This window comes from Flavobacterium sp. PL002, from assembly GCF_054165825.1.
Map to the genome: position 1 here is coordinate 793,793 of NZ_CM135110.1, position 15,157 is coordinate 808,949.

Sequence of the window (15,157 nt, forward strand, 5' to 3'; positions counted from 1 at the left end):
AATACCATTACATTTATAACTTATCTTACCAATACGTCTTTGAAAAAAAAAAACCAGTTGAATATAAGAATCATAACGCTTTTTTCAAGTCGGAACAATTTATTCTCGCTGAAAATAAGCTTAACTTAGTCGTCATTAAGCATGATTTTTTAAGAAGATCAAGTAGTAAACTAAGTTTAATAAAATTGCATAAATTGTTCCCATCTAAATAGGAACGTAAATTTCGTGTTGCCAATTTATACTAGTTCATTCACTTTGCCCTAAACTGTGGCGCAAAAAGCTGCCTTTCTATTTAATTTGAAGCTTAAATTCCAGTGATGAAATTAATAGAAAAAATGCAATTAGTATTTATAAAGAAAAACCCTTTCTACTCCAATTACACACTAACTGTAAACCTAATGCAGTAACTGAATAAAATAATTATACGAACCTACAAATAAAAAAACACCTGCAAGAATGTTCTTGCAAGTGTTTTTTTAATTACTTTTATCTAATAAGCGCTATCGATTATTCTGGCCAGCACATACTACTAATTTGCTACTTCACTAATAAATTTTATTCGCATTAAGCGCAGCTCATCCATATCATAATCGCCTTCAAATTCCTTGAGAGCACCTTCAATTTTATCTGATTCTGATTCCATGAAATAATCATAGATTTCCTCTTGCTGCTCTTCGTCGAGCATATCGTCAACCCAGTATTTTATATTTAGTTTGGTTCCAGAGTAAACAATTTGTTCCATTTCTTTAATTAGCAAATCCATCGTTAACCCTTTTGCTTTAGCGATATCGTCAAGAGATAATTTTCTATCAATATTTTGAATAATATACAACTTATTAGCCGAGTTAGTTCCCGTTGATTTAACCACTAAATCTTCTGATCGAATAATATCGTTCTCATTAACATAACGATTAATTAATTCGACAAAATCACTACCATACTTTTTAGCTTTTCCTTCTCCCACACCATGAATATTAATCAATTCATGCAATGAAATAGGATATTTTAAAGCCATATCTTCTAGTGAAGGGTCTTGAAAAACCACAAACGGTGGCACTCCAATTTTTTTAGCTACTTTTTTACGAAGGTCTTTTAACATATTCATCAAAACAGCATCTATTGCTACCGTCACTTTTGAGGCACTTACAATGGCTTCATCTACGATTCCGTTGTATTCATGATCCTCAGACATCAAGAAGGAGGAAGGTTTTTTTATAAAGTCTAACCCTTTGTCGGTTATTTTTACAATACCATACGTTTCAATATCTTTTGTAAGGTAACCCGCAACAAGAACTTGGCGCAATAATGCCATCCAATATTTTTCGTCGAAAGAAATACCAGAACCAAAAAAGGGCTGAACATCTGTACGGTGTGCTTTTATAACTGCATTAACTCTTCCTATTAAGGTAAAGACAATTTCTTTAGATTTATATAAATGCTTTGTATCCCTAACTACTTCAAGAAGTTTCACTACTTGCTCTAAGGCTTCTACCTTCGTTTTTGGATTTCTTATGTTGTCATCCATATCAGCACCATCACCTGTTACATCATCAAATTCTTCACCAAAATAATGGAGTAAAAATTTCCTTCTTGACATTGACGTTTCTGCGTAAGCGACAACCTCTTGCAATAAGGCAAAACCTATTTCTTGTTCAGCCACAGGTTTCCCTGACATGAACTTCTCTAGTTTTTCTACATCTTTATAAGAGTAATACGCAAGACAATGCCCTTCACCACCATCCCGACCAGCACGACCGGTTTCTTGATAATAACTTTCTAGCGATTTTGGAATATCATGATGAATTACAAAACGCACATCCGGCTTATCAATCCCCATCCCAAATGCAATAGTTGCTACAACAACATCTACATCTTCCATCAGGAACATGTCTTGGTGTTTGGCTCTAGTTTTAGCATCTAATCCTGCATGGTAAGGAACAGCACTAATTCCGTTCACTTGTAAAACTTCGGCAACAGCCTCCACCTTTTTACGACTTAGACAATATATAATCCCCGACTTTCCTTTATGCTGTCTTATAAAACGAATAATATCCGACTCGATATTTTTAGTCTTAGTCCGTACCTCATAGTATAAATTAGGTCTATTAAATGACGCCTTAAAAGTAGTTGCACCAGACATATCTAAGTTTTTTAGAATATCCTCTTGCACTTTTGGCGTAGCAGTAGCAGTAAGTCCTATAATAGGTACATCCCCTAATTGCTTAATAATATTTTTTAGATTTCGATATTCAGGCCTAAAGTCATGCCCCCACTCTGAGATACAGTGAGCCTCATCAATAGCGACAAAAGAAATAGTGACACCTTTTAAAAAATTAACATTCTCCTCCTTAGTCAAGGATTCTGGCGCCACATAAAGCAACTTAGTTAAACCAGAGGTAATGTCTTTTTTTACTTGCGTAATTTCCGTCTTAGTTAGTGAAGAATTTAAAACATGAGCAATACCATTTTCTGAAGACAAACTTCGAATAGCATCTACTTGGTTTTTCATTAAAGCAATCAAAGGAGAAACAACAATCGCCGTTCCTTCTTGCATTAAAGCGGGCAGTTGATAACAAAGAGATTTACCTCCTCCAGTAGGCATAATAACAAAGGTATTTTGTTTATTAAGCAAACTTTTTATCACAGCTTCTTGCAGCCCTTTAAATTGGCTAAAGCCAAAATATTTCTTTAATTCCCTATGGATATCAATTTCGTTTGAATTCATTCTTTATTATATGGTATTTTGTATAAATTTGCATTATAAAGATACTAATTTCTTTTACACTTACAAATTTTAAACATTCTGTTTTGATATCAAAAGAAAATATATTGGCTACAGCCAAAAAAACCATCTTAGCTGAAAGTGAGGCGATTATAAACCTCAGCGCGTTTTTAGATGAAAATTTTTCAAATGCAGCCCAAGCAATTTACAATTCTAAAGGAAGATTAGTGATTACTGGGATAGGAAAAAGCGCAATAATTGCGCAGAAAATGGTCGCTACTTTTAACTCCACGGGTACTCCATCACTGTTTTTACATGCTGCCGAAGCCATTCATGGAGATTTAGGAATGGTTCAAAATGACGACATTATCATTTGTATTTCAAAAAGCGGAAATAGCCCTGAAATAAAAGTATTGGTTCCGTTATTAAAACGTTTCGGAAACACCCTTATTGCGATAACGGGAAACATGACTTCCTTTTTAGCAAAAGGATCAGACTACATCCTAAACACTACCGTAGAAAAAGAAGCTTGCCCAATTAATCTTGCACCTACAAGCAGCACAACAGCTCAATTAGTAATGGGAGATGCACTAGCAGTTTGCCTTATGGAAATGAGAGATTTTAAACCCGAAGATTTTGCGGTATACCACCCAGGAGGTGCTTTAGGCAAAAAATTATTATTGCGTGTAAAAGACATGCTAGAGCACACGCTAAAACCAATGGTTGCTCCTGATGCTTCGATAAAACAAGTGATTTTTGAAATATCAGAAAAAAGACTTGGGGTTACTGCAGTGGTAGAAAACGAAAAAGTGATTGGTATTATTACCGATGGAGATATTCGTAGAATGCTTAACGAAAGAGATAGTTTTGCTGATTTATCTGCTAAAGACATCATGACTAAAAATCCAAAGCTAATCCAGTCAAATGACATGGTCACGGATGCTTTAAATATTTTAGAAGATTTTTCTATAACACAATTGATTGTTGTAGAAAACGATGCATACCAAGGTGTTTTACACTTACACGATATTTTAAAAGAAGGAATAGTATAATGGCAAAGAAAAACCAAAACGAGATGTCGTTTTTAGATCATCTTGAAGACTTGAGATGGTTATTAGTAAGAAGTACAATTGCAATAATTATTATGGCATGTGTTACTTATTTCATTAGTGATTATTTATTTGACACTATTATATTTGGCCCTACAAGACCAACTTTTTTTACTTATGTGTATTTTTGTGAGCTATCCCATTCACTAGGTTTTGCAGATAGTATTTGCATCACCGAAATGCCTTTTATTATACAGAATACCGAGATGGAGGGACAAGTAAATGTCTTTATCTGGATTTGTATTCTCGCTGGATTCATCTTGAGTTTCCCTTATATCCTCTGGGAAGTTTGGAAATTCATTAGTCCTGCCTTATATAAAAACGAAAAGAAGAACGCAAAAGTCTTTATCTTTTTCTCTTCTTTACTTTTCTTTATAGGAGTATTATTTGGCTATTTTGTAGTAATCCCTATGTCGGTTAATTTCGTGGCTACTTTTACGGTCAGTCCTGTTGTTTTAAACCAGTTCACCTTAGATTCCTATATCGGAATGGTAAAAACATCGGTTTTAGCCAGTGGATTGTTTTTTGAATTACCAATAATCATTTTTTTCCTAACTAAACTAGGGCTTGTAACACCCTCTTTTTTAAGAAAATATAGAAAATATGCAATTGTATTAGTCCTTATTATTGCCGCTATCGTAACACCTCCAGATGTGGTAAGCCAGACTATTGTTGCAATACCAATGTTATTAATCTATGAAGCAAGTATTTTTATATCAGTATTTGTTCATAAAAAAGAAAAAGAATAAAGATGGCAGCTATTATTGAAGAATTTAATGAGTACCGTTCTAAAATGAACGAAAAGTTGTTAGCCGATAACAACAAAATTGTAAAACGAATATTCAATCTTGACACTAATGCTTATGCAGCAGGTGCGCTTGATGTAAAAACTAAAGAGCTATTAGGATTAGTTGCTTCGGCAGTTTTACGCTGTGATGATTGCGTAAAATACCACTTAGAAACAAGCCACAAAGAAGGGGTAACTAAAGAAGAAATGATGGAAGCTATGGGAATCGCTACGTTAGTAGGAGGAACAATTGTAGTCCCTCATTTAAGAAGAGCGTACGAATTTTGGGAAGCGTTAGAAGAAGAGGCAACAAAATAATAATTCCCTTTTTGTCAAAAAGCACTTTGTGTTCTATCAAGAACAATAAAGATACTTTGGTAAAAATAAAATAGTGTTAACACTTTAAATTGTTGATTTGTTTATTCGTTAATTTGTAGCGATTAAACAAATCAATGTTTAAATAATTAAACGCAGAACGTTTAAAACAAAGAAAATGATTTTAAGAGCTGATAATTTAGTTAAAACATACAAAGGAAGAAGTGTCGTAAAAGGGATTTCTGTAGAAGTAAATCAAGGAGAAATTGTTGGATTACTAGGACCAAATGGTGCTGGAAAAACCACTTCTTTCTACATGATTGTAGGATTGGTAAAACCCAATTCAGGAAACATTTATCTTGATGATTTAAACATCACTGATTACCCAATGTACAAAAGAGCACAACAAGGTATTGGGTATTTAGCACAGGAAGCTTCGGTTTTCAGAAAGCTAAGTATCGAAGACAACATCTTGAGTGTACTGCAACTAACAAAGCTTTCAAAAGAGGAACAAGTTGCTAAAATGGAAAGTTTGATAGCCGAATTCAGTTTGGAACACATTAGAACCAACCGCGGTGATTTACTTTCGGGTGGAGAACGTCGTCGTACTGAAATTGCGCGTTGTTTAGCTACTGATCCTAAATTTATTTTATTAGACGAACCTTTTGCAGGGGTTGACCCCGTTGCTGTTGAAGACATTCAACGCATTGTAGCACAGTTAAAAAATAAAAACATCGGTATTTTAATTACCGATCACAATGTACAAGAAACATTAGCAATCACAGATAAAACCTACCTAATGTTTGAAGGAGGAATCTTAAAAGCTGGTGTACCAGAAGAATTAGTAGAAGACGAAATGGTACGTAGAGTGTACTTAGGTCAAAACTTTGAACTACGTAAAAAGAAAATTGAATTTTAATTTATTGGGTATGAATCAAGAAAAACCTTCAAAAGAAACCTTAGAAAAATGGCACCAAGATCCTAATAATTGGGTTTTGGGGATTTTTTATTTCAATAGAGAAGACCCACGTATTTTCCCTCCAAAAAGGTTGGCATGGGCAGGATGGACTGTCAACTTTGCAAATCCATACTCAGTATCTATTTTTCTTGCGTTAGTGACTATATTCATACTTGTAGCATTCTTTAAAAAATAAAATTCGCTATTCTATAGTAATGAACTGCAGCTGCTGTAAATCACCGTTAAAAATATTAACATCTACATTCCCTTCAATACCTGGCACGCTGGCTTTTTCCGTAAACTGCCAAAAGAGCCAATCGTCTTGTATTTTTTCTCTATAAAAATTATAATTAGCAATCCAAAAAAGGTAATCGCTAAATTCTTCTTTTAAAAAATCATCATAATAACTTTCACCGGTATAAATAATAGGCTTGACTTTATAATGTGCCTCTACTTTTTCTAACCAGCGTCTCAAACCCACTTTAAGTCGAGCGATAGATTGATTTTTAGGCAACCGTTCTATATCTAATATTGGAGGTAAATCCCCTTTTTGCAAGCTTACTGTATTGATAAACAGCTCAGCTTGGTCTATAGAATTCTCATTAGGACGGTAATAATGGTACGCCCCTCGAATCATTTTATTTTCTTTGGCACCAAGCCAGTTTTTCTTAAATTTTCTATCCAAGCGATCATTACCCACCGTAGCGCGAATAATAACAAAATTTATAGGATATATTTCTTCTAAAGTATCCACCTCAAGCCATTCAATAGCGTCTTGATATTCACTAACATCAATCCCAATAGCTTTTCCTTTATGTTTAACAAGAACCTGAAAATTACGCACATCAGAGAGGCGTTTTTCTTCTTCTTGTTCTTTAGAAAGTACCGTTGATTTGAAACCGAGATAATACAAAATACCTTGTCTATAGTGGTAGGAACCAGTTACAAATACAGCAATTAGCGCAAAACCAACAAGAAATTTAACAACAGAGCCCGATAAAAAGCCACTTTTCTTTTTAACTCTTCTAGTAGTTGTTCTTCTAACTGTTTTTTTTCTCATTTAAGCAGTTACTTTTTTGCCCATTTTATTGTTAATTACAGACAACAATACATACATAATAATAACAAGCGCCACTCCTAAATACTGAAACAGCCCTAAAAGAACTAAGGAAACAGTTAAAAAACCTATTTGAAGTGCATTATCTTTAAGATTAAACTTTTTTATTTTTAATGAAAATAACGGAATCTCAGCATTCAAAATATAAGCGCTACACAAAGTAATCACTAATAAAACCCATTGATTGGTTAGCACTTCTAACACTATTAAAGAATCAGAATATTGTAAAATCAATGGCAAACTCAATATAAACAAAGTATTTGCTGGCGTTGGCAACCCTATAAACGATTCGGTTTGACGCGTATCGATATTAAAATTAGCCAATCTATAGCAAGATCCCATAGTGACAATAAATCCTAAATAATTCCAAATTTCGTGTGTTCCAATTTCATGTTGACTATTCTTCATCATAAAAAACATAACAAAACCGGGTACTACACCACTAGTCACCATATCAGCAAGAGAATCTAATTGCAGCCCTAACGGACTAGCAACTTTAAATAATCGAGCAAAAAATCCATCAAAGAAATCAAGAAAGATACCCAAACAAACAAAATAAAAAGCGGCAAAATAATCGCCATGAGACGCATAAACTAGCGCAATACACCCACACAATAGATTCAGTAAAGTAATTAAATTCGGAATGTGTTTCTTAATATTCATAGCAATGTTTTAATAGTATAAGGGCACAAATTTAATACAATAAGCCTTTACGTACCGTATTTTTTAAAAGAGATTGTTAACACAATGCACTGCTATTCTATTTATTTGCAAAAGGAAGAGTTAAGCTCATTAAAAAATTATATTTTTGATAAAAATTAAACGGCCATCAAGGCTTATAAAAACAGTTCGATTGAAAAAGATGCATTTTTTTATATTCCTTTTGGTTTTCAGCACAAATTACAGCCAAACTGTTCGTAAATATTCTAATGAATTTATGAACATTGGTGTAGATGCTGCGGCGCTAGGAATGTCGAATACTGCAGTTGCAGCAACAGCTGATGTGAATTCAGGCTATTGGAACCCTGCAGGATTGACCCAGTTAGAAGATTCGCAAATAGCATTGATGCACGCCAGTTATTTTGCTAACATTGCGCAATACGACTACATCGCCTACGCCAGCCCTATTGATGATAGGAGTGCATACGGAATCTCATTAATCCGTTTTGGAGTAGATGATATTTTAAACACCACTGAACTAATCGACAGTCAAGGGAATATTGATTACAACAGAATCAGTCTTTTTTCGACTGCTGACTATGCTTTTACCTTTTCTTATGCTCGAAAACTACCCGTTCCCGGTTTTCAATACGGCATAAATGCAAAAGTAATTCGAAGAATCATTGGAAAATTTGCCGATTCCTGGGGATTTGGTTTTGATGCTGGAATACAATTCCAAAGAAACAATTGGAATTTTGGTTTGATGGTTCGCGACATTACTACTACGTATAATGTATGGAATATTAATGAAAAAGAATACCAGAAAATTGCCGATGCAGCACCAGGTCAAAATCAAGAACTTCCTGAAAATTCTGAAATCACAATCCCGAAACTACAAATCGGAATGGCTAAAAAATTTCTATTTCATTATGATTACAGTCTTTTGGCTGCAGCCAATGCCAATATGCGATTTACAAGAACTAACGATATTATTTCATCAAAAGCAGTAAGTATTGATCCTGCATTGGGTTTAGAATTTGGATATACTAACTTGGTTTTTCTTAGAGCAGGAGTTGGTAACTTTCAAAATGTGGTGCAACTAGACAGTTCTGAAAAAACAACTTTTCAACCCAATATAGGCCTAGGTTTCAAATACAAAGGAATCCAAGTAGACTACGCCCTAACAGATTTAGGAAACCAAAGCACCGCTTTATACTCTAATATTTTTTCTTTAAAAGTAGACTTATCGCTTTTTAGAAACTGATTTCACGCTTAAAAAACAGACTAATGAAAACTTCATTCTTACAAATAGCTTCTCTTTATATCTTTCTTATCTGTTCGATAAGTAATTTATCTGCACAAAAATTAACTTTATCAGACGAAACAAAGGTTAGCGTATTAACCTGCGGAACCGGTAATGAATCCTATTCCCTTTTTGGACACACCGCAATTAGAATCGCAGATCCAAAGAACTTCATTGACATTGTTTACAACTATGGTGCTTTTGACTTTAATACGCCCAACTTTGTTTTGAAATTCGTAAAAGGCGACTTACAATATTTTGCCGTAGCACATCCCTACCCTGACTTTATTAATGAGTACACCTATGAAAAAAGAGCGGTTTACGAACAAGAGTTAAACGTATCACAACAATTAAAGCAAGATTTATTTGACAACTTAAAAACCTCATTATCGTCAGGAGAAAGCTACTACACCTATAAATTTATAGACAAGAATTGCACCTCAATGGTAGTAGACATCCTCAACAAAACCTTAAAAACAAAGGCTATTGTAAAAAATACAGATACTGACCTAACCTACAGAACAATCTTATTTCCTTATTTCGACCACCATTTTTACGAGAAATTAGGAACGAGTATTATTTTTGGAGAGAAAGTAGACCGTATGGGAACACAAATATTCCTTCCGTTTGAATTAATGAAAAGCTTAGAAAAAACGTCTTTTGAGAACCATTTATTAGCTAATAAAACACAAACAATACTATCCTACGAAACCGAAAGTCCATTTTCATGGTGGAATAATGCCTACACATATTTGTTGCTACTTGCTATAGTAGTATTGATAAACAGTAAAAGCGTAAATCAATTTTACCTTTTAATAATGGCATTGCTGGGAGTGTTTTTTGTTTTTGCGGGATTTTATTCCTTCCATCAAGAGTTAGCATGGAATTATAATATTTTATTATTCAACCCGCTATTATTTATACTGCTGTATTTTATAATAACTAAAAACAGCGGCTTAATTTATAAGTTGACTGTTGCCAACCTACTTTGTTTAGCAATCTATGTAGTGCTTTTAATCAACAAAGCACATGTATTAATTGTACTCCCTATGGTGTTTACTTGTGCTACAATTCTGGTACGATTAGCGATTAAGAATAAAAAGAAGATTCCTATAATTATCTAGTAATAACTATTGACCGCGATACAAAACTATTGTAGTAATCGTTTTAATTGCAATATTCAAATCCAAATAAAAGCTTCTGTGCTTAATGTAATATAAGTCATATTGGAGCTTAATCAAACTGTCTTCAATAGTTTCACCATAAGTGTAATTCACCTGTGCCCAACCTGTAAGCCCTGGTTTAATAATATGCCTTGTGGTGTAAAATGGCATTCTATCAGCAATTTCTTTAACAAAATAAGGTCTTTCAGGACGCGGACCAATAATTGCCATCTCTCCTTTTAGTACATTTATAAACTGTGGAAATTCGTCTATACGTGTTTTTCTTAGAAATTTCCCAAATTTAGTTACCCTTTCATCGTTATAAGTTGCAAAAACAGCTTTATCAGTTTCTGCATTTTTAATCATAGTACGAAACTTAAGGATCTTAAAAAGAACACCATCCCTACCTACACGTTCTTGCGTGTAAAATAACTTACCGTTATTCCCTAAGAAATTACCCAACAAGATAAACGGAACTAGTACAGCACCGATGGCTATGCCTAAAATGGAAAAACCAACTTCTAACAACCTAATTACCGAAAGATATAACTTGTTTTGATTGCTTCTGCTAAAAGGGAAGAAACGATAAAAATCCCTATCAAGGAATTGTACCGGAATGCGTTGTGTTTTACTTTCATAAACCTGTACATACTCTCTAATCATATTACCAGATTCCAATAAATGCAATAACTGCAAATAAAGATCACTAGTAATTCCTTCGGTTTTTTGGGAAGCGATTACTATTTCAGAAACCTTATTTTCTTTTACATACGAGTACAAATCTTCTTTTTTAACATGCGGAACATAATGTGTTCTAGCAATTGCGTCTTCAATACTATCAGCACTTACATAACCTACAATTTTATAATGGGGATCAATATTCTCCAAACCTAAAATTAATTCTTCGACTTGATCGTTATCACATATTAAAATAGCATTTTGATAGAAACGATGTGATGCCAATAACCGTACATAAAAAATCCTCCATAAAAAAAGAGCAATTAATACAACGAGAAAAAAAGTGATTATTTGCAAACGGTTTTTTGGCAATAGCGGAGAAAAAATTGGTGTTAAGAGGTACACCAAAACAGTAGTAGAAACGGTTAGCAACGTACTTTTCAAAACCTGAAATTCGTTACTTGCTACCTGTAAATTGTACATTTCGAAGATAGCTCCAAAAACATTGATGTAAACAGCCAATACAATAGCCCAATGATAATTAGTTACCGAAACACGTAAGTAGTCCAGTTCAAAAAGAGTCCCTACAAAATACAATACAAATAAAACTACGAATACATCGATAGAACGAAGCAGCATTTTCCTTTCAGAAATTTCGAAGTGAATTTTATTTTTAAACATTATTGTATCGTGGTTTGGGCTGCAATTTAGCATTTTCGAATTAGAAAACACCTCCAAATAGAATTTCAATTACTAATTAATCCTTTTAAATTACAGCCAAAATGAGTAATGCAACTTACAATTACAAACGGACTAAGTCACTCTTTATTCTTCTGATTTTGAAAAATTTGCACATTAAGCAAAGACAACGAATATACAAAAGCGGGTACAGCAGTTCTCATTGCAGCGTGGTTAATGGTTAAAAACCAAAATGCAACAAAACACAGCAAATACATATTGAATTTATTTTCAAAATATAAAAACAAAGGAGTTAAAAAAAGTATTGCTAGCGCTAGTATCCCTAGCATACCATGCTCAGCAAGCATTCTAGTAATTTCATCGTGTGACAACACTTTCATCCCTGTCTCTCTTTCTCGCAATTCGGCTGCAACACCAGTCCCTACTCCCAATAGCGGGTTTTTATAAAACGTATTGATTTCGTTTTGAGCAATATCCTCTCGACCAGTAAACTGACTTTCCTTTGCCCTACCCGCTGCATCTTGATTAGCATAGCGTTTATTAATTAAACCATCTGTTTGAAAAGAAGTATAACTCCAAGCCGAAACTAATGCAACTGTAATTAAAACCATTATAGAGCCTAATTTTACCTTACCTCCACCATTTGTTTTAAAGTACAGAAAAACAAGCAACAACAGTATCATCAAAAAACCAGTAATCATTCCACCACGAGAAAAGGTAACCATTCCTCTATAAGTGATATTAAGTGCAAGAATTAGATTGATCGCTACCATAATTTTGGTTTTAGACTCTAGTATAATCCTCGAAAAAAAGATAAACATCCCTAATCCTAAAAAGGTCGCCACTTGGTTGGGGCCAAAACCTCCAGAGGTTTCAAAATTAGACTGTGTACTGGTAATAACATCTCTAACATTAGGCGTATAAAACGTTAAATACACCATACAGGAAACAATAGGCAATCCCATACTTAGTAGGATATCATTCATTTTCTCTAATGCTATTTTTCTTCTAAAGGTATAGAGTGAAGCAATTCCGAGACAAACAGGACCCGAAATATTAAAAGCAATTGTTTTTCTAATATCTGAATCATAATTTAAGGAATAAGTTGCCATAATCACCCCGGGAATGAGCAGCAATAAAAAAAACCAATACGGAAAAGCCCCTTTGGAAAAACCGCTATAATACATTCCAATTAAAACATAAAAAATCACACCATACTTAGAAATCTCATACAAAGGATTTCCTCCTGTCATCCGCAGGAAAACCTCACTACCTACAACATAAGCCGCAACAATAAGCGCTTCATTATTGCTGTTTTTACTTTTTATAACATAATAAGTTCCGAAAATAAAAATGGAATACCCATATATTTTAGACGTAAAGGGAACGAGGTAAATAAGAAACCCTATTCCTACATGAAAAAGTATTAATTTGAGATAGGTAGTTTCTTCTTTAGTCATTTTTTATTTCGTCGTATGTAGCTATTAATTGTTTTAAAACAATCTTTTTTGAATATTGTTGAAGCACTGATTCCTGCAAATATAATCCAAAACGATCTCTAAGTGGCTTATCTGAAATAATTTTATACAGTTGGTTTTTTAATTCCTTTTCGTTATTTGGGTCGAAAAGCAAACCGCTTACACGATCAGTAACAATCTCTGAACAAGAACCCACATTGGTGGATAGAGTAGCTAGCCCAGCCAACCCATATTCTAACAAACTAACAGGAAAACCTTCAGCAGTAGAGGCCAAAACACCTATGGTAGCTTGTGACAAAATATTTTTTACATCACTTTTTGCACCATGTAGAAACACAAAGCCTTCTAAATTTTCTAATTGGATGTAATCCCGAATCGCTTTGGAGTAATCATCATCATAATCTTCACCTATGAAATGCAAAGTCCATTGAGCCTCATTTAAAACTTTAAAAGCACGAAGTAAAGCCAAGTGATTTTTAGGATGTTTTAAATTAGCTACACAAACAATTCGTTGTCCATCATTCCCTTGTAAAATGGTCGTTCCCTTTTTTTGTGTATCAAAGGCAGTGAAGTTAGGAATATAATACGCTTTTTGACAAAATGTCTTTTGTTTTACCCAAGTCAACAACTGCTTATTGACAACAAAAATAGCATTAAAAAATAAAGAGCATAAAATCAAAACCGCATTAGCACTTGCGGTTTGATTCACTCTGGCACCATAGTGTTCATGCCAAATGACTTTAATTTTAGGGTAACTAATTTTTAATAAAACAGCTATAAAAAAGGAGGTTCCGTGAGCATGAACAATAGCAACGTTATGGGTAATAATATACTTCCTCAATTTAAAAAAAGCCTGAAAATCAATAGTTTGTTTTTTATCCAAGAACAAATAAGAACAATTAGAATTTATCGCATTCAATAAGGGGCCTTCTTTTCTAGTAACAACTATTCCCGAAAACGAAATTTCTTGCGCCAAAGCATTGGCATAATTTACTGCCATGCGCTCTGCACCACCCGCTTCAAGTGAATCTATGATTTGAACAATACGCATGAGACTAACAATTTTTTAATTTCAGTTTCAAAAACATCAAGTGTGTAGTTTTGCGACCAAGTAAAAGCGGCTTTTTGTTGAATTACATATTCCTCTTTATTATTTAAAAGCGATGCTATTTTAGACACATCCTCTCGTATGTTTTCTTCTAATAAAACACCTCTTTTTCCGTAATCCAGCATATAAGGCACGCAAGAAACAGCAGTAGCAATAGGAACACAACCCCAAAACATGCCTTCGGCAAGGGCTTTTGGCCAGCCTTCACTAGCGGATGGAAGCAATACAAAATGACTTTCTTGGTAAGCCATTTTCAAGGTTTCTCTATCTTGATTCCCTTTTAGAGCCACAACCTCAGCTAAATTATTTTTTAAAATATAATTTTCTAAAACGATACGTTCAACTCCTTCCCCATATAAATCTAAAGAAACGTCAAAACCTTTACGATACAATTGCTCGATTAATTGAATAGCATACAACGGATTTTTACCAATAACTAAAGCTCCTACGAAAACAAAAACAATTTTCTTGTCTAGATTTTTAGTGATCAAAGCTTTTTTCTCTTTTTCAAAATAGCTTGCAGTAAAAAAAGATTTGCAGTTCTTGGTTTGCCCTTCCCATTCTCCATAAATTAAAACCTGCATGTTTCTAGTCCAGAAAGTGTTGCTCAGTATTTTCTGTTGCAATTTATAAGTCCAAGGTTGTTTTGATTTTGGATCCCAATTTCCGGCATACTTCGCTGTCTTTATTTTATTAGGAAATAAAATTTGCACAAAACAGCCCAATAAACCAACATTACCTGGACAACGCAAATGAATGTGATCTGCATTTTGCATGGCTCTATACATTTTCCAACAGATTTCTGGGAATTTAGAAATAGCAAGCAGACTATTTTTCAGACTTAAAACATCAAAATTTTTGACACTTACAAATTCAATACTATTATGTTCATAAGCCGAATCAATGGCCGTTTTAAATTGGGTTGATTCTGGAGCTACAATAGCTAAATCATCAGCATGCTTTGTCCAAATATTCATTTCATTTACATAAGGAGCATAAGCAAAAATATGTTTTTTTTCTATGAGATGCGGAACGTTTGTGATAATGAGAAATTTCATTT

General features: G+C 33.8%; 14 protein-coding genes. 7 read left to right on the forward strand and 7 right to left on the reverse strand.

The annotated features are described in order from the left end of the window. Window positions 1-529: 529 nt before the first annotated feature. Window positions 530-2,725 (reverse strand): ATP-dependent DNA helicase RecQ, encoded by a 2,196-nt coding sequence (locus ACVEGE_RS03445; protein WP_192500212.1) that lies wholly within the window; start codon window positions 2,723-2,725, stop codon window positions 530-532. 83 nt (window positions 2,726-2,808) lie between these two features. Between ACVEGE_RS03445 and ACVEGE_RS03450 the strand changes: the two genes are divergently transcribed. From ACVEGE_RS03450 to ACVEGE_RS03470, 5 genes are all read left to right on the forward strand, one after another. Further along, a complete protein-coding gene (locus tag ACVEGE_RS03450) occupies window positions 2,809-3,774 on the forward strand; it encodes a KpsF/GutQ family sugar-phosphate isomerase (protein WP_173852751.1) in 966 nt (321 codons plus the stop codon). Further along, window positions 3,774-4,580, forward strand: a complete 807-nt coding sequence (gene tatC, locus ACVEGE_RS03455; RefSeq protein ID WP_173852750.1) for a twin-arginine translocase subunit TatC — start codon at window positions 3,774-3,776, stop codon at window positions 4,578-4,580. Before ACVEGE_RS03450 ends, tatC begins: the two co-directional genes overlap by 1 nt. A 2-nt stretch (window positions 4,581-4,582) precedes the next feature. Next, window positions 4,583-4,936, forward strand: coding sequence for a carboxymuconolactone decarboxylase family protein (locus ACVEGE_RS03460; protein ID WP_173852749.1), 354 nt, complete (start codon window positions 4,583-4,585; stop codon window positions 4,934-4,936). Between the two features lie 175 nt (window positions 4,937-5,111). Continuing rightward, window positions 5,112-5,852, forward strand: coding sequence for an LPS export ABC transporter ATP-binding protein (gene lptB, locus ACVEGE_RS03465; RefSeq protein WP_173852748.1), 741 nt, complete (start codon window positions 5,112-5,114; stop codon window positions 5,850-5,852). Between the two features lie 10 nt (window positions 5,853-5,862). Continuing rightward, entirely contained in the window at window positions 5,863-6,087 is a 225-nt protein-coding gene (locus ACVEGE_RS03470; RefSeq protein WP_192500213.1) for a DUF5808 domain-containing protein, read from the forward strand. A gap of 6 nt (window positions 6,088-6,093) precedes the next feature. On the opposite strand, the gene ACVEGE_RS03475 is transcribed toward ACVEGE_RS03470, so the two are convergent. Continuing rightward, complete coding sequence (locus tag ACVEGE_RS03475; RefSeq protein ID WP_192500214.1) at window positions 6,094-6,951, reverse strand: glycoside hydrolase family 25 protein; 858 nt, start codon at window positions 6,949-6,951, stop codon at window positions 6,094-6,096. After that, on the reverse strand, window positions 6,952-7,671 hold the full coding sequence (locus ACVEGE_RS03480) for a CDP-alcohol phosphatidyltransferase family protein (RefSeq protein ID WP_192500215.1): 720 nt from the start codon (window positions 7,669-7,671) through the stop codon (window positions 6,952-6,954). Between the two features lie 190 nt (window positions 7,672-7,861). Here ACVEGE_RS03480 and ACVEGE_RS03485 point away from each other — a divergent pair, with 190 nt between their 5' ends. Beyond that, entirely contained in the window at window positions 7,862-8,932 is a 1,071-nt protein-coding gene (locus ACVEGE_RS03485; protein WP_458008618.1) for a putative type IX sorting system protein PorV2, read from the forward strand. A 23-nt stretch (window positions 8,933-8,955) separates the two neighbouring features. Then, the gene (locus ACVEGE_RS03490) at window positions 8,956-10,095 is read left to right on the forward strand and encodes a lipoprotein N-acyltransferase Lnb domain-containing protein (RefSeq protein WP_192500216.1); all 1,140 of its coding nucleotides are present in this window, start codon (window positions 8,956-8,958) and stop codon (window positions 10,093-10,095) included. A 6-nt stretch (window positions 10,096-10,101) separates the two neighbouring features. Here ACVEGE_RS03490 and ACVEGE_RS03495 read toward each other — a convergent pair whose 3' ends face one another. From ACVEGE_RS03495 to ACVEGE_RS03510, 4 genes are all read right to left on the reverse strand, one after another. Then, window positions 10,102-11,493 carry an exopolysaccharide biosynthesis polyprenyl glycosylphosphotransferase gene (locus tag ACVEGE_RS03495; RefSeq protein WP_192500217.1) on the reverse strand — a complete coding sequence of 464 codons (1,392 nt, stop codon included), beginning with the start codon at window positions 11,491-11,493 and terminating at the stop codon, window positions 10,102-10,104. A gap of 137 nt (window positions 11,494-11,630) precedes the next feature. Then, window positions 11,631-12,971 carry an O-antigen ligase family protein gene (locus tag ACVEGE_RS03500; protein WP_192500218.1) on the reverse strand — a complete coding sequence of 447 codons (1,341 nt, stop codon included), beginning with the start codon at window positions 12,969-12,971 and terminating at the stop codon, window positions 11,631-11,633. Then, window positions 12,964-14,040, reverse strand: a complete 1,077-nt coding sequence (locus tag ACVEGE_RS03505) for a glycosyltransferase (RefSeq protein WP_192500219.1) — start codon at window positions 14,038-14,040, stop codon at window positions 12,964-12,966. Before ACVEGE_RS03505 ends, ACVEGE_RS03500 begins: the two co-directional genes overlap by 8 nt. Then, window positions 14,019-15,155 (reverse strand): glycosyltransferase family 4 protein, encoded by a 1,137-nt coding sequence (locus ACVEGE_RS03510; protein ID WP_192500220.1) that lies wholly within the window; start codon window positions 15,153-15,155, stop codon window positions 14,019-14,021. Before ACVEGE_RS03510 ends, ACVEGE_RS03505 begins: the two co-directional genes overlap by 22 nt. Window positions 15,156-15,157 lie beyond the last annotated feature (2 nt).

Excerpts from the sequence above, each read along its gene's own strand:
- ACVEGE_RS03445 (WP_192500212.1), bottom strand. The coding sequence starts at position 2,725 with ATGAATTCAAACGAAATTGATATCCATAGGGAATTAAAGAAATATTTT.
- tatC (WP_173852750.1), top strand. The coding sequence starts at position 3,774 with ATGGCAAAGAAAAACCAAAACGAGATGTCGTTTTTAGATCATCTTGAA.
- ACVEGE_RS03460 (WP_173852749.1), top strand. The coding sequence starts at position 4,583 with ATGGCAGCTATTATTGAAGAATTTAATGAGTACCGTTCTAAAATGAAC.
- lptB (WP_173852748.1), top strand. The coding sequence starts at position 5,112 with ATGATTTTAAGAGCTGATAATTTAGTTAAAACATACAAAGGAAGAAGT.
- ACVEGE_RS03470 (WP_192500213.1), top strand. The coding sequence starts at position 5,863 with ATGAATCAAGAAAAACCTTCAAAAGAAACCTTAGAAAAATGGCACCAA.
- ACVEGE_RS03475 (WP_192500214.1), bottom strand. The coding sequence starts at position 6,951 with ATGAGAAAAAAAACAGTTAGAAGAACAACTACTAGAAGAGTTAAAAAG.
- ACVEGE_RS03480 (WP_192500215.1), bottom strand. The coding sequence starts at position 7,671 with ATGAATATTAAGAAACACATTCCGAATTTAATTACTTTACTGAATCTA.
- ACVEGE_RS03490 (WP_192500216.1), top strand. The coding sequence starts at position 8,956 with ATGAAAACTTCATTCTTACAAATAGCTTCTCTTTATATCTTTCTTATC.
- ACVEGE_RS03495 (WP_192500217.1), bottom strand. The coding sequence starts at position 11,493 with ATGTTTAAAAATAAAATTCACTTCGAAATTTCTGAAAGGAAAATGCTG.
- ACVEGE_RS03500 (WP_192500218.1), bottom strand. The coding sequence starts at position 12,971 with ATGACTAAAGAAGAAACTACCTATCTCAAATTAATACTTTTTCATGTA.
- ACVEGE_RS03505 (WP_192500219.1), bottom strand. The coding sequence starts at position 14,040 with ATGCGTATTGTTCAAATCATAGATTCACTTGAAGCGGGTGGTGCAGAG.
- ACVEGE_RS03510 (WP_192500220.1), bottom strand. The coding sequence starts at position 15,155 with ATGAAATTTCTCATTATCACAAACGTTCCGCATCTCATAGAAAAAAAA.